Source organism: Sporosarcina sp. P34 (genome assembly GCF_002743375.1).
In the GTDB taxonomy this organism is placed as follows: domain Bacteria; phylum Bacillota; class Bacilli; order Bacillales_A; family Planococcaceae; genus Sporosarcina.
Genome location: NZ_PDZC01000001.1, coordinates 113,581 through 137,842, shown reverse-complemented (window position 1 = coordinate 137,842; position 24,262 = coordinate 113,581). Strand labels below are relative to the sequence as shown.

24 protein-coding genes and 1 other annotated feature are annotated in these 24,262 nt (G+C 40.9%); all 24 genes read right to left on the bottom strand.

Annotated elements, in window-relative coordinates:
* Nucleotides 1-22: 22 nt before the first annotated feature.
* On the bottom strand, nucleotides 23-928 hold the full coding sequence (locus tag CSV63_RS00700) for an RluA family pseudouridine synthase (RefSeq protein WP_099694104.1): 906 nt from the start codon (nucleotides 926-928) through the stop codon (nucleotides 23-25).
* A complete protein-coding gene (lspA, locus tag CSV63_RS00695) occupies nucleotides 928-1,404 on the bottom strand; it encodes a signal peptidase II (RefSeq protein WP_099694103.1) in 477 nt (158 codons plus the stop codon). The genes CSV63_RS00700 and lspA overlap by 1 nt, the downstream gene beginning before the upstream one ends.
* Before the next feature lie 138 nt (nucleotides 1,405-1,542).
* Nucleotides 1,543-4,302, bottom strand: a complete 2,760-nt coding sequence (gene ileS / locus CSV63_RS00690; RefSeq protein WP_099694102.1) for an isoleucine--tRNA ligase — start codon at nucleotides 4,300-4,302, stop codon at nucleotides 1,543-1,545.
* Between the two features lie 105 nt (nucleotides 4,303-4,407).
* Nucleotides 4,408-4,628, bottom strand: a binding site (T-box leader).
* A 42-nt stretch (nucleotides 4,629-4,670) separates the two neighbouring features.
* Nucleotides 4,671-5,237 carry a DivIVA domain-containing protein gene (locus CSV63_RS00685; protein WP_099635912.1) on the bottom strand — a complete coding sequence of 189 codons (567 nt, stop codon included), beginning with the start codon at nucleotides 5,235-5,237 and terminating at the stop codon, nucleotides 4,671-4,673.
* A 99-nt stretch (nucleotides 5,238-5,336) separates the two neighbouring features.
* Nucleotides 5,337-6,113, bottom strand: coding sequence for a YlmH family RNA-binding protein (locus CSV63_RS00680; protein WP_099694101.1), 777 nt, complete (start codon nucleotides 6,111-6,113; stop codon nucleotides 5,337-5,339).
* 69 nt (nucleotides 6,114-6,182) lie between these two features.
* On the bottom strand, nucleotides 6,183-6,473 hold the full coding sequence (locus CSV63_RS00675) for a YggT family protein (protein ID WP_099635910.1): 291 nt from the start codon (nucleotides 6,471-6,473) through the stop codon (nucleotides 6,183-6,185).
* A 65-nt stretch (nucleotides 6,474-6,538) separates the two neighbouring features.
* Complete coding sequence (locus CSV63_RS00670) at nucleotides 6,539-7,036, bottom strand: cell division protein SepF (protein ID WP_099694100.1); 498 nt, start codon at nucleotides 7,034-7,036, stop codon at nucleotides 6,539-6,541.
* Complete coding sequence (locus CSV63_RS00665) at nucleotides 7,033-7,743, bottom strand: YggS family pyridoxal phosphate-dependent enzyme (RefSeq protein WP_099694099.1); 711 nt, start codon at nucleotides 7,741-7,743, stop codon at nucleotides 7,033-7,035. The genes CSV63_RS00670 and CSV63_RS00665 overlap by 4 nt, the downstream gene beginning before the upstream one ends.
* A gap of 48 nt (nucleotides 7,744-7,791) precedes the next feature.
* The gene (locus CSV63_RS00660) at nucleotides 7,792-8,037 is read right to left on the bottom strand and encodes a PRC-barrel domain-containing protein (protein ID WP_158233880.1); all 246 of its coding nucleotides are present in this window, start codon (nucleotides 8,035-8,037) and stop codon (nucleotides 7,792-7,794) included.
* A gap of 226 nt (nucleotides 8,038-8,263) precedes the next feature.
* Nucleotides 8,264-9,049 carry an RNA polymerase sporulation sigma factor SigG gene (sigG, locus tag CSV63_RS00655; protein WP_099694097.1) on the bottom strand — a complete coding sequence of 262 codons (786 nt, stop codon included), beginning with the start codon at nucleotides 9,047-9,049 and terminating at the stop codon, nucleotides 8,264-8,266.
* A gap of 104 nt (nucleotides 9,050-9,153) precedes the next feature.
* Nucleotides 9,154-9,864: an RNA polymerase sporulation sigma factor SigE gene (sigE, locus tag CSV63_RS00650; RefSeq protein WP_099694096.1), complete on the bottom strand. Its 711-nt coding sequence runs from the start codon at nucleotides 9,862-9,864 to the stop codon at nucleotides 9,154-9,156.
* A complete protein-coding gene (locus CSV63_RS00645) occupies nucleotides 9,858-10,706 on the bottom strand; it encodes a sigma-E processing peptidase SpoIIGA (protein WP_099694095.1) in 849 nt (282 codons plus the stop codon). Before CSV63_RS00645 ends, sigE begins: the two co-directional genes overlap by 7 nt.
* A gap of 179 nt (nucleotides 10,707-10,885) precedes the next feature.
* Nucleotides 10,886-12,058 (bottom strand): cell division protein FtsZ, encoded by a 1,173-nt coding sequence (gene ftsZ, locus CSV63_RS00640; protein WP_099694094.1) that lies wholly within the window; start codon nucleotides 12,056-12,058, stop codon nucleotides 10,886-10,888.
* Nucleotides 12,059-12,107: 49 nt separating this feature from the next.
* On the bottom strand, nucleotides 12,108-13,394 hold the full coding sequence (gene ftsA, locus CSV63_RS00635; RefSeq protein WP_099694093.1) for a cell division protein FtsA: 1,287 nt from the start codon (nucleotides 13,392-13,394) through the stop codon (nucleotides 12,108-12,110).
* Between the two features lie 100 nt (nucleotides 13,395-13,494).
* Entirely contained in the window at nucleotides 13,495-13,860 is a 366-nt protein-coding gene (locus CSV63_RS00630; RefSeq protein WP_099630850.1) for a small basic family protein, read from the bottom strand.
* Nucleotides 13,861-13,867: 7 nt separating this feature from the next.
* Nucleotides 13,868-14,584, bottom strand: a complete 717-nt coding sequence (locus tag CSV63_RS00625; protein ID WP_158233879.1) for a DUF881 domain-containing protein — start codon at nucleotides 14,582-14,584, stop codon at nucleotides 13,868-13,870.
* Between the two features lie 20 nt (nucleotides 14,585-14,604).
* Entirely contained in the window at nucleotides 14,605-15,330 is a 726-nt protein-coding gene (locus CSV63_RS00620; RefSeq protein WP_233191924.1) for a DUF881 domain-containing protein, read from the bottom strand.
* Nucleotides 15,305-16,165 (bottom strand): cell division protein FtsQ/DivIB, encoded by an 861-nt coding sequence (locus tag CSV63_RS00615; RefSeq protein WP_099694090.1) that lies wholly within the window; start codon nucleotides 16,163-16,165, stop codon nucleotides 15,305-15,307. The genes CSV63_RS00620 and CSV63_RS00615 overlap by 26 nt, the downstream gene beginning before the upstream one ends.
* 14 nt (nucleotides 16,166-16,179) lie before the next feature.
* On the bottom strand, nucleotides 16,180-17,268 hold the full coding sequence (gene ftsW, locus CSV63_RS00610; protein WP_099694089.1) for a putative lipid II flippase FtsW: 1,089 nt from the start codon (nucleotides 17,266-17,268) through the stop codon (nucleotides 16,180-16,182).
* Nucleotides 17,269-17,325: 57 nt separating this feature from the next.
* Nucleotides 17,326-18,675, bottom strand: a complete 1,350-nt coding sequence (gene murD, locus CSV63_RS00605; RefSeq protein ID WP_099694088.1) for a UDP-N-acetylmuramoyl-L-alanine--D-glutamate ligase — start codon at nucleotides 18,673-18,675, stop codon at nucleotides 17,326-17,328.
* Nucleotides 18,676-19,647, bottom strand: a complete 972-nt coding sequence (mraY, locus tag CSV63_RS00600) for a phospho-N-acetylmuramoyl-pentapeptide-transferase (RefSeq protein WP_099694087.1) — start codon at nucleotides 19,645-19,647, stop codon at nucleotides 18,676-18,678.
* Between the two features lie 46 nt (nucleotides 19,648-19,693).
* Nucleotides 19,694-21,589, bottom strand: coding sequence for a penicillin-binding transpeptidase domain-containing protein (locus tag CSV63_RS00595; protein ID WP_099694624.1), 1,896 nt, complete (start codon nucleotides 21,587-21,589; stop codon nucleotides 19,694-19,696).
* Nucleotides 21,590-21,660: 71 nt separating this feature from the next.
* Nucleotides 21,661-23,850, bottom strand: a complete 2,190-nt coding sequence (locus CSV63_RS00590) for a penicillin-binding protein (protein WP_233191923.1) — start codon at nucleotides 23,848-23,850, stop codon at nucleotides 21,661-21,663.
* A gap of 32 nt (nucleotides 23,851-23,882) precedes the next feature.
* On the bottom strand, nucleotides 23,883-24,254 hold the full coding sequence (gene ftsL, locus CSV63_RS00585; RefSeq protein WP_099694085.1) for a cell division protein FtsL: 372 nt from the start codon (nucleotides 24,252-24,254) through the stop codon (nucleotides 23,883-23,885).
* Between the last annotated feature and the right edge of the window lie 8 nt (nucleotides 24,255-24,262).

Sequence of the window (24,262 nt, the reverse complement as noted above, 5' to 3'; positions counted from 1 at the left end):
ACTAAACGTTTGTCAACGCCTATTAAGAACGTAATTCATTAAGTAATTGTTGGTAATTTTCAGGCAACGGTGCAGTGAACTCCATATATTCATCTGTCGTTGGGTGATTAAAACCAACAGTTCCCGCATGTAGAACTTGTCCGCCAAAATCGATAGTTTTTCTTTGACCATATTTCGGATCTCCTACAAGAGGGTACCCAATATATTTCATATGCACACGAATCTGATGAGTTCTACCTGTTTCAAGACGGCATTCAACCAATGTATACGCGCCAAAACGTTCTAGAACCTTAAAATGTGTAACAGCATTTTTCCCGTCATCCACGACCGCCATTCGTTGACGATCACGCTTGTCACGTCCGATCGGTGCATCTATTGTGCCGTGATCATGCGGAATATGTCCGTGAACTAAAGCAGTATATACACGATTAACCGATTTAGCGACGAGCTGATTAACTAATGAAACATGCGCTTTATCATTTTTTGCTACCATTAATAACCCCGAAGTATCTTTATCAATACGGTGTACGATACCCGGTCGCATAATACCATTGATGCCTGACAAATCTGTCACTTGGTACATCAATCCATTAACTAGAGTACCACTTACATGCCCCGCCGACGGATGAACCACCATACCTACAGGTTTGTTAACAACCAATACATCTTGATCTTCATAAATGATTTCGAGGCGTAAATTTTCGGCTTTTACATCATACTCTTCGATTTCCGGCTGCTCGACAGTAACCTTATCGTCTGTCTTGACTTTATAGTTCGGCTTAACTGCACTATCATTTACCTTAACATGTTCTTCTTTCACCCATTGCTGGATTTGCGTACGGGACCAGTCCGGTTGAAGAGTAGCCAATGCTTTGTCTATTCGATTGCCTGTAAGTTCTTCAGTTATTTCATATTCAATTCTTTCCATTACGACACCTTTTTCTTTTTCTTTTTTTCGTCAAGCATAACGTGTAACAAAATAAGTATGACAGCAATTGTCAGTGCGGCATCCGCCACATTAAATATCGGAAAATCATAATGTATAACAGGAATCAAGACGCTGATGAAATCCACTACTTCTCCCCTTACTAATCGATCGATAAAGTTCCCGATCGCACCGCCTAGCAATAGCATCAGACTCGTACCTAGTAGTCGGTCCTTTTTACCTTCTGTATGGAAGAAGTAAATAATAACTGCTACTACTACAATGGTCACTATAAAAAATAGCCACATCTTTCCTTCAAGCATCCCCCATGCAGCACCACGGTTACGGTGAGATAGCAATGCAATATAAGGATCTAGAACAGGGATATGTTCACCTAACTCCATATTTTTCACGACTAGCCATTTCGTCCATTGATCCAAGCCAATGACCAGTGCTGCAATTGCATAATAAACGATCAAATCATTACCCTCCGTCCAGCTAATTTCTTCTTTAGTTTACCACAAAAACACGTCTTCCATTATGTTTGTTAGTTCAACGATTCAAAAAAGCCATCATCATCCACGAATGAATGATGATGGCTGCGACATCAAAATTACTTACGCATAATTTTCTTTCACAACAGTCGCGCATCGTGTACATAGTGTTGAATGTTCTGCATCTTCTCCAACCGTTTCAGAAATTGTCCAGCAACGCTCACATTTTTCACCTTCAGCAGGTTCTACCAAGACCGTTGCATGCTCTAGTTTCAAAGCATTCGGTAAATCTGCATCTGTACTCTCCTCAAATTCTGAGACAATGAAGAATTGTGCAAAATCAATATCCTCTGCTTGCAAAATGCCTTGTTGACCTTCTGGCAACACAACGGTCACTTTTGCCTCCAAAGATTTCCCAATTACTTTCGCGTTTCGTGCTTCTTCGAGAGCTTTCAAGACATCATCACGAATGTCCATTAAGTTATCGAAACGCTCACGAAGCTTGTCCGCAACTTCACCTTTATGATCAGCTTCAGGCATATCCGTCAATTGGACACTGTCTTCATCAACGTACTGTATATTTTTCCACATTTCATCTGCAGTGTGTGGCAAGATTGGCGTGATGAGCTTGACAAGTGTAAGCAATGTTTCATACATCACTGACTGCATTGCACGACGGTCTGGATGATTCGCAGCTTCGATATACACTACATCTTTCGCAATATCCAAGTAAAGCGAACTTAGTACACCTGTACAGAAATTATTGATTGCGTGGTAAACCGTAGGGAACGCATACTGATCGTACGCTGTAAGAACTTCCTCGATCAAATCCTGCAACTTCACGTAGACATACTGATCAATTGCACGCATATCATCAAACGCTACACGATTTGTAGCCGGATTAAAGTCCGCTACGTTACCATGCAAGAAGCGAATTGTATTACGGATCTTACGATAGACTTCCGAAACTTGCTTAAAGTTCGAATCAGATACACGAACATCAGCTGTATAATCTACAGACGATACCCATAAGCGTACGATATCCGCACCAAGCTGATTGATTACTTTCGAAGGGAGGATGACATTCCCTAGAGACTTGCTCATCTTCCGGCCATTTTTGTCCAATGTGAAACCATGGCTCAAGATGCCTTTATATGGTGCAATCCCATTGATAGCTACACTCGTCGTCAATGAAGAGTTGAACCAACCACGATACTGATCGGAACCTTCAAGATACAAATCTGCTGGGTAACGGAGATCGTCACGTTCTTCCAGTACACCTTGATGTGTAGTACCCGAGTCGAACCAGACATCCATAATATCGGTTTCTTTCGTGAATTCGCCATTCGGACTTCCTTCATGTGTATAACCTTCTGGCAATAATTCTTTTGCAGAACGTTCGAACCAGACATTCGATCCATTCTCCCGGAATAAATCTGCTACATGACTGACTGTTTCATCTGTAAGAATTGCCTCACCATTTTCTGCATAGAATACCGGAATCGGAACACCCCATACGCGCTGACGAGAAATACACCAGTCGCCACGGTCGCGGACCATATTGAATAAACGTGTTTCTCCCCAAGCTGGCGTAAACGAAGTAGTTTGGATGGCTTCGAGTAAATCGCTTCTGAAAGATTCAATAGAAGCGAACCATTGTGCAGTCGCACGGTAGATAACTGGCTTCTTCGTACGCCAATCATGCGGATACGAGTGAGTGAAGAATGACAATTTTTGAAGCGCTCCGACTTCTTCCAGCTTTTCAGTCACTGCTTTATTTGCATCCTCATAGAACATGCCTGTGAAAAATGGTGCTTCTTCTGTCATGACACCGCGGTCATCAACCGGAGATAATGCATCGATTCCATATTGCTTGCTCACGTAGAAGTCATCTTCACCATGACCTGGTGCTGTGTGGACACAGCCTGTACCTGCATCTGCCGTAACATGCTCACCTAACATGATTAATGAATCACGATCATAAAAAGGATGTCTTGCAACAATTCGGTCTAGTTCTACACCTTGAATTTCTTTTTCAATCGTGTATTCTTCCCATTCAAGCTCATTCGCCAAGTACTCGACTAAGTCTTTTGCAATGACAAACTTCTCATTCTGTACGTTTACTACAACATACGTAAATTTAGGATGAACGGAAATTCCTAGGTTTGCAGGAATGGTCCAAGGTGTCGTTGTCCAGATCAGGAACTTCACATCATGCTCCAGTACACCTTTTCCATCCGAGATTGGGAAGCTGACATATATAGACGGAGACTTTTTATCTTGATATTCAATTTCCGCTTCCGCCAAAGCTGTTTCACTTGAAGGAGACCAGTAGACAGGCTTTAGTCCTTTATAGATGTATCCTTTTTTAGCCATTTCACCAAACACTTGGATTTGACGTGATTCAAATTCAGGCTTCAGTGTGATGTATGGATTCTCCCAATCGCCTCGAACCCCTAAACGCTTAAACTGCGTTCGCTGATTGTCGATTTGTTGTAGGGCATACTCTTCACACATTTTACGGAATTCAGCGGTACTCATTTTTTTACGATCAATCTTTTTATTTACAAGTGCTTGCTCAATCGGCAAACCATGCGTATCCCAACCTGGAACATATGGTGCGTGGAATCCAGACATCGATTTATAACGAATGATAAAGTCTTTTAACACTTTGTTCAGTGCGTGACCCATGTGTAAGTCACCGTTCGCATAAGGCGGTCCATCATGCAATATGAAGAACGGGCGGCCTGCGGTACGTTCTTGAACTTGCTGATAGATATTCTTCTCATTCCACTCTTCCTGTATTTTCGGCTCATTATTTGGCAAATTTCCTCGCATAGGGAAATCAGTTTTCGGCATAAGCAATGTATCTTTATATTCCATTATAATTCCTCCTTAAAATATGGGTGATTCTCTTTGTTGCTATAGAAATGAATTGTGCTAGCTTAAGCGCTCAACAGCTTAAGAAATCAGAAAAACCCCATCCCAAAAAGGGACGAGGTTCATTCTCGCGGTACCACCCTACTTGCAATCGCATAAAGCAATTGCCGCTTAGACACTAGTAACGGCAGTGTGAGACCGAGAACCAAGATCTATGTAAAGGTTCTAGCTCAGGAGTGATTTTCGTTTATGATTCACCACCAGGCTTACACCATCCCCGGCTCGCTATGGGCAAAATCAGAAAGTACTGTTTCCGTCAACGCTTCTTCGTTTCAATTTACTTTTCATTATAAAAATGTGTTTGAAAGTTGTCAAGCTTCTTTCGTCTGCTTCACTAGTTCTTCATCTAAACTGTCTACATTCGGAATATCCAACTCTTGCTCAGCTACACTTTCGACGCTGGATGTATCCAATTCATACTTCAACAGATCATCCCAGTCTTCAGTATTGATCATATCTAGCTGTGCTTCTACCATCATCTTGAAACGGCTTTTGAATACTTTTGACTGTTTCTTCAACACTTCAACTTCTAATGCAATCTTTCTCGCCTGCGCAAGTGCGTCGTTAACGAGACGGTCCGCATTCTTTTCTGCTTCAGAAATGATTAACTTTGATTCTTGAATAGCATTTTTCCGAACGTCTTCTGCAGCCTCTTGTGCAATCAGAATGGATTTTTGCATCGTTTCTTCTATTAAATTAAAGTGAGTAATCTTCACTTCGTTATCAGAAACCGTTTTTTCAAGTTCTTCATTTTTTTTCAGGACGTTTTCATAATCCTTCATCAATTGTTCTAAAAATGCATTCACTTCATCTTCATCATAGCCACGAAATTTCGTATTAAACGTTTTGTTATGTATATCCGTAGGGGTTAAAGCCATAATTCGCTTTCTCCTTTCAGTATGCTTACATAGTTTACTGTGTGATTGTGTATACTACTTGATTAAACACTACTTTTCTTAATTTATCAAGGATTCAATTCAGACTAGTGCACCAATCATCACTCGTATTTTATCTTTCTTTGTACGTCCTTCTATACTCGTGATTCTAAAGCGGCCATACCCTCTAACTGACAGGACATCATATTCTTCTACTTCAAACGCTTGTTGATCAATCATAGCCCAATTCACTTTAACTTTCTCCGCCTTAATAAGTGATGAAGCTTTAGCTCTTGAACTGTTTGTTAATGTTGCGACAATGGTATCCAAACGCAATGAACTAACGATATGCAGATCTTCTGTCCACTCTTCTCTTACATTAATAAAATCTTCCGTGTTCAGAACTGGCTCTACTGAAATTTTCACTTTACCTACTTGCGTGAAATGGACGTGGATGTATTCAGATACTTCCTGAGCAACCGCAAACTGCACTGTTTCTTCCGTTAGTCGAATATCACCAAATCGTGAACGCTCAATTCCAACAGACAGTAAGGAACCAAGGAGCTCGGAATGTTTTATTGTCACGAATTTTTGCGGATAATTTACTTTAAATACACTGATTTGAAAATCCTCTTTGGTTGGAGTGTAATAATCGGGATAGATTAGCACACGCTGTCGTTCAGCCTCGTTAAAGCCACCTTCTGCTGTCAAAGTAAGATCTGAATTCCTCACTATGGATTCGGTTATGAACCGCTGACGTGGATCCATAAACTCCGTTAGCTTGGGTGCATACGTATCTTCCACTTCTTTCACCCAACTATTCACTTTTTCAATAAACGGTTGTTCTTCTTTACGAAAATGCTGAAATATTGAATCCATTTTATTTCTTCTCCTTATATAAAAAAATCCTCACCTTGTGAGGATTTCCAAATTCAGTTTAGGATATACTTAACTAACTAATGCTTGGAAGATCATCAAATATATCTGTCCAATCCCTCTGCTGATTAATTGTAATGACAGCAATGCGACAATCGGTGAAAAATCAATCATACCAAATGGAGGTATGAACTTACGGAAAAAGCCTAAATAGGGTTCAGCCAGTTTTCCTATAAGCTGCCCAAATTTTGTTTCTCTTGTGGAAGGAACCCATGACATTAAAATATAAATGACCAACAGAATAGAATATAATTGCAAGGCTCCAGAAATAAATAAATACGAGTTGTTTAATAATGCGATCATAATAACATGTACACCTCATTCAAATTGTTCAACTTTCATTGGTGGAAAGCTCTAAGTTGCGTAGCCTATCGTTCTTGTTGTTCAGATAGAAACTCTGTAATTTTACCGGCTACTTCTACGTTGTCAGGTGCACATAGGAATATATCTGCGCCAATTCGTTGAATGTCGCCACCGAGGGCATAAACTGTACCACTTAAGAAATCAATGATACGAAATCCTTGATCACGCTCTATCTGCTGTAAGTTCACGACGACAGAACGGCGATTCTTCAGATGTTCTGCAATGTCTTCTACTTCTGCATAAGAACGCGGCTCCAGTAGAATGACTTTTGACGATTTTTGAAGACTTTGTAGACTAATCACTGGAGCTTGGGTAGACGAAGGTTTTTGCGGAGAGGCTTGAGGACGACTATTGACAGCTCGTTTCTTACCTCCTAGCTTCTTCATCTCTTTACGAGCCATTGCTTGTTCACCTTTTGTAAGTTTACTTTGTGGTTTCGGTTGTTGAATTAAATCTTCTTCCTGTACCCAAAACATTTTTTCCAATCGTTTTTTAAGGCTCATTCAGTTTCCTCGCTTTCTGATCCGGCCAATGCAGTGCCGATGCGTATATGAGTTGCACCTTCTTCTATTGCGATTGTAAAGTCATTGGACATACCCATGGACAGTTTTGTACACGGTGCATAGGGTAATCCTTTTGATGCGATTCTATCTCGTAGTTCACGTAGAGAACGAAATGTGTTGCGAACTATTGATTCATCATCCGTATTTGGTGCCATCGTCATCAGTCCAATTACATGAATGTTTTCGTAAGTCGCCAATTGTTCGAAAAACACATCCACTTCGTCCGGTGTAATACCCGATTTAGATTTTTCACCTGAAACATTAACTTGTACAAAACAATCCAGCGGCTTACTTGCCCGCTTATTCACTTCTTTCGCAAGGCTTATACGGTCAAGCGAATGAAGGCAGTCAATCGTGTCGATTAATTCTTTTACTTTGCGCGTCTGCAAGTTACCAATAAAGTGCCAATTGACTGGATCTTCAATCGTTTTTTGTTTATCAAGTAATCCTTCGAGGCGATTTTCTCCTAAGTTTTTAATCCCAATATCTAGCAGCGATTGCGCTCTAGCGGAAGATACTTGCTTCGTGACGGCTATTAACGTGATGTCATCCGAGCTGCGATTTGACGTTTCACATGCTTCGTTTATTTGATTTTGTATTGTTTCTAGTCGTTGCTCTATTTGTCCCATATTATCACTACTTTTCATCAACTTTATTTCATTGTATCAATTTGAGCACTATATATCAATGATAAGTCATTTATTGAGCCGTTTGTTCTCAACCAAGATAATATCTTTACCAATCGTCATGACGTCATTGTAATCGATTTTTTGAACACCTTTTGACTTGCTGTCTGAGAAAAAGGAGCGTTCAAGTTCGCCTATATGAAGTTGCGCAATTTCTCCTTTTTCGATGTCAATTGTGGCATCTTGAACAAAGCCGAGGAAAGACCCTTTTTTCAGTTCAATCACTTCTTTTTTCTGTAAGCTGGAAAAACGCATAGTTTCCCCTCCTTCTTTCATACTATGCATAGGGCGTTTTATTGAGAACGTGAAAATTTTCTTAACCAATTAGCAAATATACGGAGAAATAAGGCTAGTGGGTTGGGATTTCCATTGCAGAGGTGGACGCTTTCTGGGGGGCACAATCTTGAGCCGCTAAAAAAACAAAAACTGCCCTCCCCACTCTCAAGTGGAAAGGACAGTCTCTGTATATTAATTGCTATTACTATTTATTCTGCTCAATTCCAAGCCGGATCTGTTCCATCGCATGCTTTTCGATTCTCGAGATTTGCGCTTGTGAGATCCCGAGCTCCTTGGCAATTTCAGTTTGCGTCTGACCGAGGTAAAATCGTTTGGAAACGATTAGCTGTTGACGTTCGTCCAGCTCGCTCATTTTATCTTTAATGGACACGTAGTTCATCCAGCGATCCTCTGATACTCTTTGATCATGTAGCTGATCCATCATATAGATCGGATCACCGCCATCGCTGTTCATTGGCTCATGTAACGACATGGGGTCTTGTATGGCATCTAAGGCGAAGAGTATATCTTCTTCCGGTATGCCGGTGATTTTCTCGAGATCTGAAATTTTTGGTTCGTGTTGATGTTCGTTGACATATTGTTCTTTAGCCCTGATGGCTTTATAAGCGATATCACGCAACGATCTGGATACACGAACGGCATGATGATCGCGAAGATGTCGCTTGATTTCTCCAATGATCATCGGCACAGCATAGGTGGAAAACCGGACATTATGTTTTAAATCAAAATTGTCTATGGCTTTCAACAACCCAATACAACCAACTTGGAATAAATCATCAGCCTGCTCTCCACGATAGTTAAAGCGTTGAACAAGGCTAAGTACGAGACGTAAATTCGCAAATACCAATTCATCTCTAGCAAATTCGTCACCGCTTTGCAAACGGATGAATGTCTCTTTCATCACATCTGCAGTTAATAAAGGTAGCTCGGACGTATTGATGCCACAAATTTCTACTCTTGTACGTACCATTGGCTCTTCCTCCGCATTCTATAGGTGAGTGTACAGAGTAGTGTGTCCTCAACTCTTTAGAATATGCGAATTCTAGAATCGCCAATTTCTGCCGATACGCCCAGTTATGAAATTGGCTGATTTAGTCGATCTCGAAGCTCGGAGATAATTTTCTTTTCCAATCTAGATATATAAGACTGTGAAATGCCGAGAAGATCTGCCACTTCTTTTTGTGTCATTTCATTGGTCCCCATCAATCCGAATCGTTGTTCCATAATATAACGTTCTCTTTCATCTAAAATGGAAATAGCATCGATCATATACTGCCGCTCCAACTTTTTCTCAACATCGTCTATAATAATATCTTCATCCGTCCCCAAGATATCCGATAGAAGTAACTCATTACCATCGGCATCTGAATTTAATGGCTCATCGAATGAGATCTCTGAACGAATTCGATTCGTTTTACGCAAATGCATTAAAATTTCATTTTCAATACAACGAGAAGCATATGTCGCAAGCTTAATATTTTTATCCGCTTTAAATGTTTCGATTGCTTTGATCAATCCGATAGTTCCTATACTAATAAGATCTTCAATATTTGTGTTCGTATTATCAAAGCGCCTTGCAATATAAACAACGAGACGTAAATTCTTTTCGATCAATGTATCCCGTGCCGCAGCATCTCCATTCATTAATGCCGCGATCATTTTAGCTTCTTGCTCTTTATCGAGAGGCTTAGGAAGAGATTCATGTCCACCAATATAAAATACGCCGCCTTTTCGTCTGAAGAATCCCGCAATATAAGAAACCCACTTTTTTACTTCTGTCAACATATAGCCGTTCTCCCTTCTTCTTTTAGTACATCCATCGCACTCATTTGCAAAATAGCCGCTGCACCTTGAGGGTATTGATGCTGTTCTTTTGTCAAGACGATATATCCTACGGGCAATAACTTTCCTTCGAGCAACCAGCTATCGTACTTGATTCCGACAGCCCACGAAGCACCTTGAACAGTCTGCAATCGTATTAACCGAAGACTCTTTTGATAAGTAGCAGGGAAACTGGCCAAGTCTGGAGATTTTTCAGGATTCCAGGACACTAGTGCTGAAGCGAAGTCGACTGGTAGCTGTTCTTTGATTGCCGAAAAGCCGATAAAATGTACAGGATCTCCTGACAATGGTTCTACGCAATGATTACCCGTATCGATAAATACCTTAAGTGGAATCGATTGTCCCCATAAATTCAATTCTGAGTCAAGCGTGAAACTCATTAACTTATTCATCATGCGTGTGTCAATCCATTTATGCTTCACGATGTATAATGAAAGATATGTTAGACCAATCGCTACAAATAAAAAGCTCTGATTTACGCTGACACTTATCTGAGCATAGATCAAGGTCAACATTCCCCCTGCGAAGAAAGCCGCGATCAGTACAGCGAGGATCGAACTTTTCCAACTACTAAACGTTTGTCCAAATGCAATATACGTCATTCCTAAAAAAGTGAAGATCATCGCTAGCAAAGAATACGGGAACAATGTAATAAAGAAGGCACCGAGAAATGCCGCACTCCATAACCTCCTTTTGCTCGTTTGATGATTTCCCACTTTATTAGTGAACGATAGGATGGCGTAGTTAAAGAGCATATTGATCCCTATCATCAGTTCTCCATACATATGCCGGCCTCCTTACAAACAGATTATCATGGCTTTCATGAAAAACCTGTCGGGCTTTGGTTTGTTTCCAATAAAAACTTCGACATATTTTTAAATGCGTAGAGTCATCATGGGGTGTTGAAATCAAAAAAGCTTCCTGCATGAGAATTTCATCTCTTGCGGGAAGCTAGGTCTATTTATTATTTACGACGCGTACGATTACGTAAGAACGTAGGGATATCCAGTTGTTCTTCGTGCTGATGCTGATTAACCTGTGGCTGTCTTGGCTCAGCTTGTTGTTCGTAACGTGGTGGTTGCTCTTCATACCTGTTTTGTGTTGGCGGTTGCTGTTGTACAGGTCGTTGTGAACGAACGCCTCCCGTTACACCAGCACCACGTTGTCTTGATGGCGCTAATTGTTCTTCGTTAAATCCTGTCGCGATGACTGTTACGATGATTTCATCTTTCAAATCATCGTTGATGACAGAACCGAAGATCATGTTAACGTTTTCGTCTGAAGCAGTGGCAACAATATCAGCTGCTTCCTGTACTTCAAACAAGCTCAAGTTCGAGCCACCTGTAATATTCATTAGGACACCTTTGGCTCCATCGATTGATGTTTCAAGCAATGGACTAGAAATAGCTTTTTTCGCTGCTTCTGCTGCCCGATTTTCACCGGTAGACATACCGATACCCATCAATGCAGAACCTTTATTGTACATGATGGTTTTCACGTCAGCAAAGTCGAGGTTGATCAATCCAGGTACGGCAATCAAATCCGAGATACCTTGAACACCTTGGCGCAATACATTGTCAGCTTCTCTAAACGCTTCAAGCATAGGAGTGTTTTTATCTACAATCTCTAGCAACTTGTCATTCGGAATAACAATTAGCGTATCGATTGCTTCTTTCATGCTTGCAATACCGCCAGCTGCCGAAGTAGATCTTTTTCTTCCCTCAAAAGTGAACGGACGTGTGACCACGCCTACTGTCAATGCACCAATATCTTTGGCGATTTGAGCAATAACTGGTGCTGCCCCCGTACCCGTTCCGCCTCCCATACCAGCTGTAACGAAGACCATATCTGCCCCACGTAAAGCTTCTTCGATCTGCTCTTTACTTTCTTCAGCTGCTTTTTTACCTACTTCAGGGTTAGCGCCAGCGCCTAGTCCTCTAGTCAGCTTTTCACCGATTTGTAGTTTGATTTCAGCCGACGATAATTGCAATGCTTGAGCATCCGTGTTAACCGCGATAAACTCTACGCCTTGCACTCCATGTTCAATCATACGGTTTACCGCATTGTTTCCGCCGCCGCCCACTCCAATAACTTTAATTACCGCTAATGCATCTATGTTCGTCTCAAATTCAAGCATTGATTTTCCTCCTCTAAATTATCTGCAATTCCCCGTCTAACATACTGTTTTACTCAAAGAAATTGTCGAATACTTTTTTAGCGCGTTTCATGAATCCTTGACCTTTTTCTTTCTTCGGTTTAACTGGCCGAGCTACAGGTTCCGCAACTTCATAAATGGACTCTGGCGATTGAGTTACCCCAACCGGCTCTTCTTCATAACCAAAGAACACATCTTCCATATATGCATAGCGAATCAAGCCAACCGCAGTAGAATACATTGGCTCACGGACACCAATATATTCTGGTGTGTACAATCTAGCTCTTGTTTTAAAGACATCACGAGCCAACTGCAAAATTCCGTCCAGTTTAGCCGTACCGCCTGTGATGACGATACCTCCAGGCAAGTCACGGATGCCTGTTGCATACAAATCTTCGAGAATCAATTCGAACAATTCTTCAAGACGTGAACCGATAACATCAGAGATATATCGCTGGCTATATTGATCTTTTGCATCTGAACCTACTACTGGTACTTCAAATAATTCTTCGTCTGAAGCATCGTCATAATAGGCATGTCCATACTGATGCTTAATCATTCTTGCTTGTTCTGTAGGTGTTTTTAAGACGATTGACAGGTCTTTTGTAATATGGTCTCCGCCAACAGGTAATACAGATGTACTAATCAAACGATTTTCGGCAAATACTGAAACCGTAGTTGATCCTCCGCCAATATCAATAAAGGCAGTTCCATGATACATTTCATCTTCAGATAATGCGAATGTACCTGCCGCTAATGGCTGCAAATAAATTTCGCGTATTTGTAAACCAGCTTTTTCTACACAGCGTAAAATGTTATGTAGTTGAGTTTTGGACGTCGTAATTAACGTTGCGTCCATTTCCAATCTTACTCCCATCATACCACGGGGATCTGTGATTTCATCATAATCATCGACAATAAATTGCTTTGGCACTAAATTGACGAATTCTCTTTCGGGTGGAACATTCATTACTTGTGATGATTTCATAACTCTTTCTAGGTCATCATCTGTGATTTCACGATTTTCAGAGTTCACTGCCACAACGCCTTTGACGTTTTGGAACTGGACGCCATTTGCAGGTATGCCAAGAACTACTTCTTCAATTTTCAAGCCTGTCATTCTTTCAGCCTGTTCAATCGCTTTACGGATTGACTGGACAGTGGCATCAATATCAATAATTGTTCCTTTGCGAATTCCAGCAGATTGAACATTTCCTACACCGATTACATGCAGGGCATTTTGATCCATCTCTCCAATTAAAACTTTAATTGTGGATGATCCTATATCAAGTGATACGTAATGATTTGATTTACTCAATTATTGACACCTCCTTAATGTAACTAGTAACTTCCATTCTATTGTATTATGACTGCTTTGTCTAAATATTTTCAACACCCTCTTCTAAAAACATGTAATATTACGTATTTGTGTCGGAATTTTTGTTTCTCCCTGTCCATTTCGCGAGCAGGATTCTTCTGATGACCGCGATGTTTTGGAATAATCGTACACCAAAAGCGAAAACTGCTGCCAAATATAAATCAACACCTAAGTGTACACCAATAAAAGCAAGTGCTGCTGCCAAAAGTATATTGAAGAAAAATCCGCTGACGAATATTCGATCGTCATACACTTGCTGAAGATAGGCCCTGATTCCACCAAATAGTGTATCAAATGCAGCGAGAATCGCAATAGTTAAATAGTTATTATAAACTTGCGGAATCTGTATATCTGAGAGCAAACCTAGTGAAACGCCAAGGAGGAGCCCAAGTAAGGGTAGCCACATATTGTCATTACTCCTTTGTTTGTTCTTTTAAAAATCGATTTTCAAAACCGCCCGTCCAGCCCTGTAACGTAATACGGTCCGTTGGTTCACTAATGGTCAAAATTAAGTCGTCTAAATAGAATTCGTCTTGAATAGTAGTTGTCAATAATTGATTATACAACTCATCACTTGCTTCCTTCGAAGGAGAAACGACTTTAATATTGAAAGGTGGTGTAGAAACCACTTCCCCACTGACTGTCAGATTACCATTGATATCCCGAATCCAACTCAATGTAGTAAAGCGTTTTCCGTCAATCTCCAACTCATTACCTTGTTGTTGATTCACCACGTTAATAAACCATGCCAGCAGTTCAGATGATACTGGCTTTATTTCATAGCCAAGCGCAATACTTTCAGGCGATGGCGCAACTTCTATTACAAATCCCGGACCAGTGGTCGGCATGAATCCCGCTTGTTTATACAATTTATCCAATGTATCTTGCAACACATTTGCTGCATTCGTTTCGGGTGATGCGTTATAAGCAGCAAGCGTCTGGTCAATTCCTCTAATTTCTTCTAAAAGTTCAGAGTGGATTTTCTTTTCACTTGATAATTCTTTACGTATAGCCCATAAATCTCGTGTGTCTCGTGGAGATGTGGTATTCATCGTGTTATATTGTAAAGCCAATACAAATCCCACTATACCGAGAATCAACGTGAACTTCCAGTGTATTTTTTGCTTCACTCTACCCCCCCCACAATCCCTCATACTTCGTCACGAATCGCAGGTAGTTGAACTTCCTTCATTTCTTCTAATGTGACGACGATATTATCTCTCAACAAGCCATCTATAACACTGCCTTTTAAATGTAGCGCTGGTAATAGCACTTTCGGATCTCCTACTGCTTCTATAATAAAAGGTGCTGGAAACGTTCTACCATCAACCATAATAACAGGGCCTGTACACTTTATGTACGAATTCGAATTAATCCGTTGCCCGTTGATTGTCATTCCTTGCGCACCTGCGATTTTCAATTCATTGATTACACGTAAAACGTGACTCTCATGGACTATATAATCATTCGGATTTTGTATGGAAGGATCATAGTCCGCATCTTCCAATGTCACTTTTATCCCCGCACCTTTTGACGGAATATCGCCAAGCAATAATCTTAAATCTCGTGCTTTTTCTACAAGGACCGCATGATTTTTTTCTTTGTCGGAGAAATCCTGTTCAAACGAATGTACTTTTTTCTGTTTCTCTAGTAATTCATTCGTCAATTCCTTATTTCTTTCTTGCTGTTCGATTAAATCTGCCCGATATTGTTCTTCTTGCTGAAATAAATTGGTTTGCTCTAAATTTAGCATTTGTTGCTTACTGCCAACTGTACGATAGGAAAACGCAAGCATGAAGCCTAGGACTAGAAATACGATGGATAGCACTAATTGCTTGCCGCGTTTCTCTCTAGTTTTCTTCAGTTTTTTGCTCACTTTCTTCCTCCTTATTCGTTTCCACATCGAGCGGTTTATTTTTTGTTGTATTTGACTTTTCAGTAGGCTGTGGGATCTCTACATCTATCAGCACTGGCTCTTTGTAGAAATTTGTATAGGTTTTAAAGTACACACCAATTTCAATATCCAGCACGCCTTTTTCTTCTTTAGGCAATTGAGCGATGATATCCGGATAGTAGGACATTTTATCAGCGAAACCTAGAATTACCGCATGAACTTCGTATCCATCACTCATAAATACGTCAATTTTTTCTTCTCCTTGATAACGAAGCTCTGACAGGAGTTCAAAAACCGTGCTATCCATCACTTGTAGTTCATTGATCATTCGTTCCGTCACTTCAGGATCGGTAAAACCTGATAGAATGGGGGCATGCGAAAGGATATCTGGATCGGTCGTTTCTAAGCGTTCACCATTTTCCAACAATAGATCATATTGTCCTTTATTCTCTATAAAGGCAACCGGTTCCCATTCTGTAACACGAATAGACACATCATTGTAAAAATCACGGTTCACCTGAGCATCCTTCACGCCAGGAATCTTCTTGATATTTTTTTCTATATCTTTAGTACGGAACCCCCATAGTGATTGCCCCTTATACAATCCACTCTGATCTTTATACTCCTCACCTTCGTGTAAAACAGTCTCATTAATGGATATATTCGAAACATCACTTAATGAAGATTGGAAATACAACAAGGCAAGAAGAACAAGGACGAATATCACGACTAGCAAAAGAAAGCTCATATTGGCCTTTCTTCTGCGTTTTTTACGCATGGATGGAATCCGATCTTCAATATCTATTATTTTTTCCACATCCTATTCTCCTTTCATCCTGCCCTTTTATTTGCAGAGTAGTGTAATATTGTCCCAACAGCAAGCCAAGTGGTCAACAGCGAGGATCCTCCATAACTAATGAAAGGCAACGTCACCCCTGTCACAGGCAGCAACCCTGAAACGACTCCCATATTTAAAAACGTTTGGAAAGTTACCATGGACACCATACCAGTGACAATTAAAAAGGAATTCCAGTTGTTCAGCCGAATCGCTATGCCGAATGCAGAAGCGAATAACAAGATAAACAGCAATACGATAGACGCTGCACCAATAAAGCCAATTTCCTCCGCAATGATAGAAAAGATAAAGTCATTTTGAGGTTCAGGCAAGTACAAAAACTTTTGACGGCTATTTCCGAAGCCGTGACCGAATAATCCGCCAGGGGCAATTGCAAACAAGGATTGAATACTTTGAAATCCCGTACCGAGAGGGTCGTTCCACGGATCAATGTAGGATTTAATGCGGTCCAAACGATACGGTGCAGCTAGAATGAGTGCGATAAAAGCACCGACTCCTGAAACGAAAAGAAAGATAAAGAATGACAATGGATAGCCTGCCAAGAAAAGTATGACAAAAGCAGCTACGATCATGATGACGGCCGAGCCGAGATCTGGTTGCAACATGATCAAAGTGGCAGGTAATAAAATCCAAGCAAAATGTTGCCATTGCCAGGACTTTTCTTTATGCTTCTTCATACCGCTGGCTAATTTCCCAAGTAAAGCCACCTTCACGAATTCCGCCGGTTGTAAACTGATAGGACCGAACGCGATCCAGCTTTGAGAACCATTTCTCACCGCTCCAATACCTGGGATCAATACAGCTATCAACATAAGCACTGAACCGATATAGCAATACGTCCAGAATTTAGGATGAGATGTTAATGGGCTTTTGACTAGCACATAAGCAACAGCCAACGAAATAATCATATAAATGCCTTGCTTGACAATAAACGGAGAAGAATCTTGATAATGAACTTCTCCCCAATAAGATCCTGCCGATTGTACAAAAACTAATCCAATCAAAGACAATAGTAAGGCGGTTGTCAAAAAGATTATTCGGTAGGTTCTCTCCAGCGTTCGCATCCTTCCTCAAATTAATCAATCAGTTCTTCATCTTACTCAACGACCATTACAACGAATTTACAACTTCATAACAGCATCAATAAATTCGTCGCCCCGAATTTCAAAGTTCTTATATTGATCCCAACTCGCACAACTAGGCGACAATAAAATTACATCGTCTTCACAACTACACGCATATGCCTTCTCAACCGCCTCCTGCATAGTTGATGTCTGTATCGTCTCCGTTACACCACAAGACTTTGCAAACTCTGCAAAACGCTCTGCTGTCTCCCCTATCGTCACGGCAGCGCGAACATTTTTCATAAACGGTCGTAATTCTTCAAAGGAATGCCCTCTGTCAAGTCCACCCGCAATCAAAACGATTGGCTTCTTAAATGAGGAAAGTGCACTTTTTGTTGCTAATGTGTTCGTCGCTTTCGAATCATTGTATATGGTACGACTGTTCACTTCACGAACGAATTGCATACGGTGACGAACACCAGTGAAAGAACTTAAAACATTTTCTATCGCTGTTTTTTCACACCCTGACAATATGGCCGCAGCTGTTGCGGATAAGATATTCTCTAGATTATGGCGACCCGGTAATTTAATATATTTAATTTCTATGAAAGGTTCACCAAGCCAATAAATCCAGTCTTCGTCTGCCGAGATGCCCTCATTGGTTTTTCCAAGTACTGTGAAAGGTACTTTTTGAGCTTCAAATGATTCTACCGATTCTTTGATTACCATTTGATCTGCATTAAAAATCAAGTATTCTTCCGAAGTTTGATTGCGAGCCATTTGCAATTTTGCATCCAAATACTCTTGCATCGATCCATGATAATCCAAATGCGCTTCATATAAATTCGTAAATATTGCAATTCTCGGTGCAAAGCTTTCTGTTCCAGCTAATTGGAATGAAGAAGCTTCGAGTACAATTACTTCATTCGCATGGGCTTTTTCCGCCACCGTACATGAAACCGTTCCAATATTGCCGGCAATTAATGGTTTTTTCTTTGCTATATTCAGCATGTGATAAAGCAATGTGGTGGTGGTAGTTTTACCGTTTGAACCCGTAATCGCAATAATCGGTGCTTCACTAAGAATCCCTGCCAATTCCACTTCGGTCCAAATCGGGATATGTTGCTCAACAGCACTCGCTACTAACGAATTGCTATAAGGAATCCCCGGATTCTTCACGATGAAGTCGAAATTGCGGTCTAGTAAATCACTTGGATGTCCCCCACCAATAACTTCAATTCCTTCGTTTTGGAGTTCCATTGCCTCTACATTGCCTTCTAGCGGTTTTGAGTCATTAACCACAACTTCAGCACCTAGACGATGAAGCAAACCAGCTGCTGCCACTCCACTTTTCGCAAGTCCAATTACAAGTACTCTTTTTCCTATGAATTGTTCTGTATTCTTCATCTACATGACCTCCAAGAAGACCGGTACGAGGGCAGCAAGCAATGCCACACCCCAGAACACAATCACTACTTTCCATTCAGACCAGCCTGATAATTCAAAGTGATGATGAATAGGGCTCATTTTAAAGACGCGTTTTCCAGTCATTTTAAAGCTTATGACTTGAATGATGACAGATAGCGTTTCTACTACAAAGACAATTCCGATGATCAACAACAATAATTCTTGTTTGATCAATACCGAAATCATAGCGATTGCGCCACCTAGTGCCAATGAACCTGTGTCCCCCATAAATACTTTTGCTGGTTTGATATTGAATAATAAAAAGCCAAGCATCGCACCTGCTACTACAAATGCAAATAACGCGATATCGTTTTGCTCATATGCTAAAGCAAATACACCAAATGCAGAGAATGCTATAGTGGATGTACCACCAACGAGTCCGTCCAAGCCATCCGTTAAGTTTACGGCGTTTGAAAAACCTACAAGCCAAAAGACCAAAAATGCCACATAAAACACACCTAAATCTATTCCAATTTCTGTGAAAGGAATCATTACGGTAGTTTCGAATGGTCCTAGTTTCAGTAAGAAAAAGGCCACAATCGCAATGATGATCTGACCGATTAATTTCTGAAGTGATGTCAACCCTAAGTTGCGCTTCGCCACGATGATAATAAAGTCATCTAGGAAGCCGATGATTCCGAAACCAACCAGCACGATCAATAACACAATCGTATGAGTAGTTAATGTGTCGTTTATGTAAGATAAAGTGAGTGTTGAAATCAATATGGAAAGAAGGAAGATGAGCCCGCCCATCGTAGGCGTACCCGCTTTCTTTAAATGTGCTTGCGGGCCCTCTTCCCGTATGCTTTGACCAAATTTCAACCTTCTAAGTAATGGGATGATGATCACCCCGATAATCGCTGATACGAAAAATGCGACAGCGATTATCGTGACTGTGGTGCCGAGTGTCATGTCAAGTTCTCCTTCTACTATCAATTGCGTGTCAGTGAAGCACTGCTTATTCTGTGTACAAATGAATCGTGTCTTCCACGGTCATCAAAGTATGAGGAGCAGGCAACTGTCGAATGACTTTCTTGCCTTTTCCATGCCACTTCACTTTGAACGTGTAATTTTGTGACAGTAATTCTTTTTCATTCATTCCAAGTAAATCGGGTGAACGGAATGTGATCGCGTCTCCCCATCGATATTCTTTTTCCAACTGTTCTTTTCTTCTTTCAATATTAGCAATTGGAGCAATTTCTTCAATGATCCGTCCGACAATTGGTGCAGCGATGACTCCTCCGAATTGAATGGAATTCTTTGGACTATCAATAGCTAGATATACGAGCAGTTCTGGATCATCTGCAGGCGCAAAGCCAATGAAGGAGACGATATAATCACCATCCTTATAGCGACCATTCTCTACCTTCTGTGCTGTCCCTGTTTTACCACCGATCCGAAGTCCATCTGCAAATGCATTACGCCCCGATCCATTTGCTACAACCGATTCAAGCGCATGCCGCACTTTAGCTGATGTCTCCTCGCTAATTACTTGTCTTTTTAATTCAGGTTCGAATTCTTTTAACGTCTTGCCTTCAGAGTCCTTTATCGATTTGACGATATAGGGCTTATAGAGTTTACCGCCATTAATTGCTGCGGCAACTGCTTGCACTTGCTGGATGGGCGTGACTGAGATTCCTTGCCCGAACGCAGTGGTTGCCTGTTCTACCGGTCCAAATGCTTCTTTGGAAAACAAAATACCTTTCGATTCTCCAGCAATGCCTGACTCTGTCGAGCTACCAAAACCGAATTCACGAATATAGCGATCTAATCTTTCACTACCGAGTCGCTGACCCATCGTAATGAAACCAGGGTTGCATGAGTTTTCTACAACTTGTAAAAATGTTTGATCTTTATGACCTTCTCGTTTCCAACACCGTAATCTAGCGTTTGCAACGACTTTATAACCAGGGTCATAAAAGTTTTCATTCTCCAAATCGATGACGTCTTCTTCCAAACTCGCTGCCAACGTAAGAATTTTGAATGTGGAACCTGGCTCGTACGTCATCCATACAGGCAAGTTCCGGTTATAGATAGTGGAATCGGCTGATTGGTATTCCCGTGGATCAAAACCAGGTACGGAGGCCAGTGACAATAATTCCCCCGTTTTCGGATTCATTATGATAGCCAGTGCCTGTGCTGCATCATACTTCTCCATCGCTTGGATCAGTTCGCGTTCCACAATTTGGTGCATCTTCAAATCGATCGTCAGTTCCAAGGTGGATCCATTTTTTCCATGTTCAAAACTATCCTCGACATGAGGCAATGCAATTCCTTTAGCATCAGTGAACAGGCGCACTTTGTCCCCTGTTCCGTTCAAGATTTCATCATACGCATACTCAATACCCGCCAAGCCATTGCCATCATAGCCGGTAAAACCGATTAAACGTGCTAACAGATCGTCATATGGATAATGGCGGACGAAATCTACACCTACATACAAGCCGGCTACTTGTAGTTTAGTAATTTCATCTCCCTGCTCCTTCGTGATGTTTTTTCCTTCCGGAGCTAATTTCACCATATAGGTTTTTTTCTTCAGTTTTTCTTCCAACTTTTCTGGCGGCATGTTAAGGATTTTAGCAATTGCAGGTATGTCGCTAGAAATGTCAGGATTTTGAGCTGGCATGAAATACAGCGTGGGTGCTAGTTTATTACCAACAATCAACTTACCGCTTCGGTCCGTAATATTTCCACGCATGGCACCAAAAGGTACTTCAATGTCCCAATTCTCTTCTGCTTTTTCGGTCAGCCATTCATGCTTGACGATTTGGACATGAAATAGTTTTCCTATGACAAGTAATAGACAGATAAGAAAACCTAGGAAGACTGCACGTAAACGTTTTTTTGACTGCATATCAATAAATGAACGCAATGACTCACTACCTTTTTTCTATTAAGGTATGCTGTGAAATCATGCGCTATACATTAGCCTCCCATGATTTGCACTTCTTCATTCTGTTCTTTATCTTCATTACTTTTCTTTTTATTATACTGTTGTTCAGGCGTCCGAAGTTCAACAACAATCGGATCTTTTTTGTTTACTACTGTTCCTTCTGTTACGCTTTGTCCCACAACATAACCTTCTCCGTTGATTCGTATGTCTAACTTCGAAAGGTTCATAAATGAAAGCACCGCTTTTTTGGACCATCCTGTCATGTCTGGGAATGTCGTATCCCCTTTTGTTTCCAACAAAATAATTGAACCCTCCGGTAATTTCGTGTCGGCTTTTGGTATTTGTTTCGTTACTTTGCCACCTTCTCCGATTAACACAGTTTGGAAACCATCTTCCACGGCTAGAGAAGCCGCTGTTTCCGCATCTTCACTTTCATAATCCCCAACTTTTTTCACAGGAATCACTTGTTCATCATCAGGAGCAATGTTCAAATATTTCAAGCTGTTTTCCATAATCGGGTTAAACACTTTTGAAACAGGGTCAGACCCTGTTTCACCTGCTTTTAATTCAGGTTGCTGAACAGTTACATAAATCAGAAGCTGCGGATCATCAATCGGTGCCATCCCAAGGAACGAATATAAATAGTTCCCGTAGCCAGACATATACCCTTTTCCATCTGTTCTTGGAAGTTCCGCCGTACCCGTTTTACCACCTACTGCATAATTTTCAAGATGGTACTTTTGTGCAGTACCATTTTCTGAAGTCACTGTTGTCGCAAGGATTTCACGCACTTCTTTGGCTGTCGCTGCGGAAATCGGTGTGCCACTTTCTTCAGGCTCATGATTTTCCAGCACTTCTTGTGTATTCGGATCAATGATTTGGTCAATTACATATGGTTTCATCATGACACCGTTATTCGCAATAGCAGAAGCAGCCTGTATCATTTGTAATGGTGTAACTGTAGAACCTTGCCCATAGGAAGTCGTTAGTCGTTCAGCCGGATAATTGTCGAGCACTACACCTGCCGCTTCATTCGGCAAATCAATTCCAGTTTGTTTACCAAAACCAAATTTATGAACATATTCAATGAATTTCTGATCGCCGATTCTTTCCAGAAGGTATGCCATTCCCACGTTAGAGGAGCGTTGCAAACCTTCCATAAACGTAATCGTACCCCAACCGTCTACATTCACATCTCTGATCACCCGGTCATAGATTCGATAAGATCCAGATTTGAAGTAATCGTCCGGTGCCCATTTACCTTCTTCTACTGCAGCAGCCAATGTGAACATCTTCATAGGAGAACCTGGTTCAATCGTCTGTTCAACTGCATCATTCAACCAGTTTTCCGTCAGACCCTCTCGCGTCATCGGGTTAAATGTCGGTCGCTGACTCATTGCCAAGATTTCACCGGTTTTAGGATTAGATACGAGAACCATCATTTTCTTTGGAGAATACTCCTCTTCTACTTGATCCATCGCTTCTTCTACAAAGTTACTGATCGTCTTGTCCACAGTAAGCTTAATCGTCTGGCCATCTTTGGGTTCTGTAATTTGTTTGCTAGCTGTGGGCAATAAATATCCCCAACCATCCGATTGATAATTTACTTTTCCATCGATACCAGTTAGTTGCTCATTATATGTTTTCTCAAGCCCCATTTTCCCTTTGGTGACGGTTTGGTTGTTTTCCAATTCTTCTTTTTGGGCAAAGCCCACTAAGTAAGATGCGAATCGACCGTTAGGATAGAAACGTTTTTTACCTTCCACAAACAAAATACCCGATAATTTTTTTCTATCGAGTTCTTCCTTCATTTTCAAAACCGTTTCACGGTTCAGATCTTTACCCGCATGTCCAAACTCAATTTGCCATGCGCCTTCTCTGGCATTTTTCATTTTATCGTAAATTTCACGTTCTTTTAAAGGTAAATACTTAGCCAGTACTTTAGCCGTCTCTCTATAATCAACAACATGATATTTTCTTTTGCTGTTTTTACTAGCCGCTTCATTGAGGACAGCAACTACATGATAACTTAACGTATCTGATGCAATCGGCACATCGTTTCGATCTACAATTGCCCCGCGGCTTGCTTGTAAGACAGCATGTTTTTCATATTGGTTCGAGGCGATTTTCGCTAACTCTTTACCATCAACTTGGCCCGTCATTTGAATAAATAGGATTCTGCCGAATAATATGAAAAAGAGCCCTCCGAATACTACAAACATTAGAAAGGCTCCCCATTGAAAGCGAAACTTCTTCATCGTCCCGGTACGACCTTTACGTTACTTTCGTTAAGGTTCAAACCACTCTCTTGTGCTTTTTTCCAAATACGTTCGTACGTGGATTTGTCACTTACTTGAATGGACAATTCAGTATTCTGTTTTGCAGTATCTTCAATTTCGGAATTCATCAACTGCACTTCTTTATTTACAGCGTTTATATCTGAATGTGTCTGTAAAAGCATTGAAGAAGATCCAATTGTAAATGCCGCAAATAGAGTAAACAATATCTTTTCACCTTTAGAAAAACGTTTTTTTACACGACGGACAACCTGCGGCTGATTTGAGTCTGTATGTTGTTCTATCTCCGGTGTCAGTGACGTATTAAGGTTCCGTTGTTCTAGTCCCATTGCTCTAT